General features: G+C 72.3%; 1 protein-coding gene. It reads right to left on the reverse strand.

Going from position 1 to position 941, the window contains the following annotated elements; all coding sequences use genetic code 11:
• The coding region (locus tag BQ8420_RS06000) for a serine/threonine-protein kinase (RefSeq protein ID WP_143847122.1) at nt 1-890 on the reverse strand (890 nt) is incomplete at its 3' end.
• Between the last annotated feature and the right edge of the window lie 51 nt (nt 891-941).

Here is a 941-nt window from a genome sequence, read left to right on the forward strand (position 1 = left end):
GGGGCCGCACCGAGCGTGGCCGTGCCGGTCTGGGGGCCGGTGGCGGGTGGTGGCCCGTTGTCGCCACCGTGTTCGTGCCCACGGGCGGCGGCCTCCAGCAGGGAGCGGCTGCCGGCCTCGTCCAACCGCTGGGCGGGGTCTTTGACCAGCAGCCCCCGGATCGCGTGGCCGAGTGGCCCGGGCAGGAGACGGGGAGGTTCGGCGTTGAGCACCGCGTGCAGGGTGGCCGGGATGCCCTCGCGTTGGAAGGGGGAGACGCCGGTGGCGGCCTGGTAGAGGGTGGCGCCCAGCGACCACAGGTCACCGGCGGGGCTGGCCGGGGCCGAGGCCAGGCGTTCGGGGGCCAGATAGGCCGGTGAGCCCATCACCCCGGCGGTCTGGGTGACCGCGGCGGTGTCGGCGATGGTGGCGATGCCGAAGTCGGTCAGCACGACCCGCCCGGCGTCGGTGATCATGACGTTCTCGGGTTTGACGTCGCGGTGGGTGATGCCCTGGGCATGCGCGATCCCCAACGCGTCGAGCAGGGACAATCCCCAGGCGGCGGCCCGCTCGGGTTCCAGCGGGCCCTGATCGCGCACGATCCGGTGCAGGGATTCCCCTTCCAGGAACTCCATGACGATCCAGGGGCGACCGTCGTCCTCGACGATGTCGTGCACGGTCACGATGTTGGGGTGCTGGCCCATGGCAGTGGCCTGGGCCTCACGCCGGGCCCGAGCGGCCATGCGGGTGCGGTCGTCCTCGTCCAGTCCGGGGCCCAGGAGGATCTCCTTGACCGCCACGATGCGGTTGAGTCGCGTGTCGTGGGCCTTCCACACCCGGCCCATGCCGCCCCGGCCGACCTCTGCACGCAATTCGTAGCGTTCGTGCAGCGTGCGTTGGGAATCGGCCACCGGTTACTCCTGATGGGGGTTGTGGGGCGTGGGGGCCCGCGGGGACGGGAA

The sequence above is a fragment of the Nocardiopsis sp. JB363 genome, from assembly GCF_900143625.1.
In the GTDB taxonomy this organism is placed as follows: domain Bacteria; phylum Actinomycetota; class Actinomycetes; order Streptosporangiales; family Streptosporangiaceae; genus Nocardiopsis.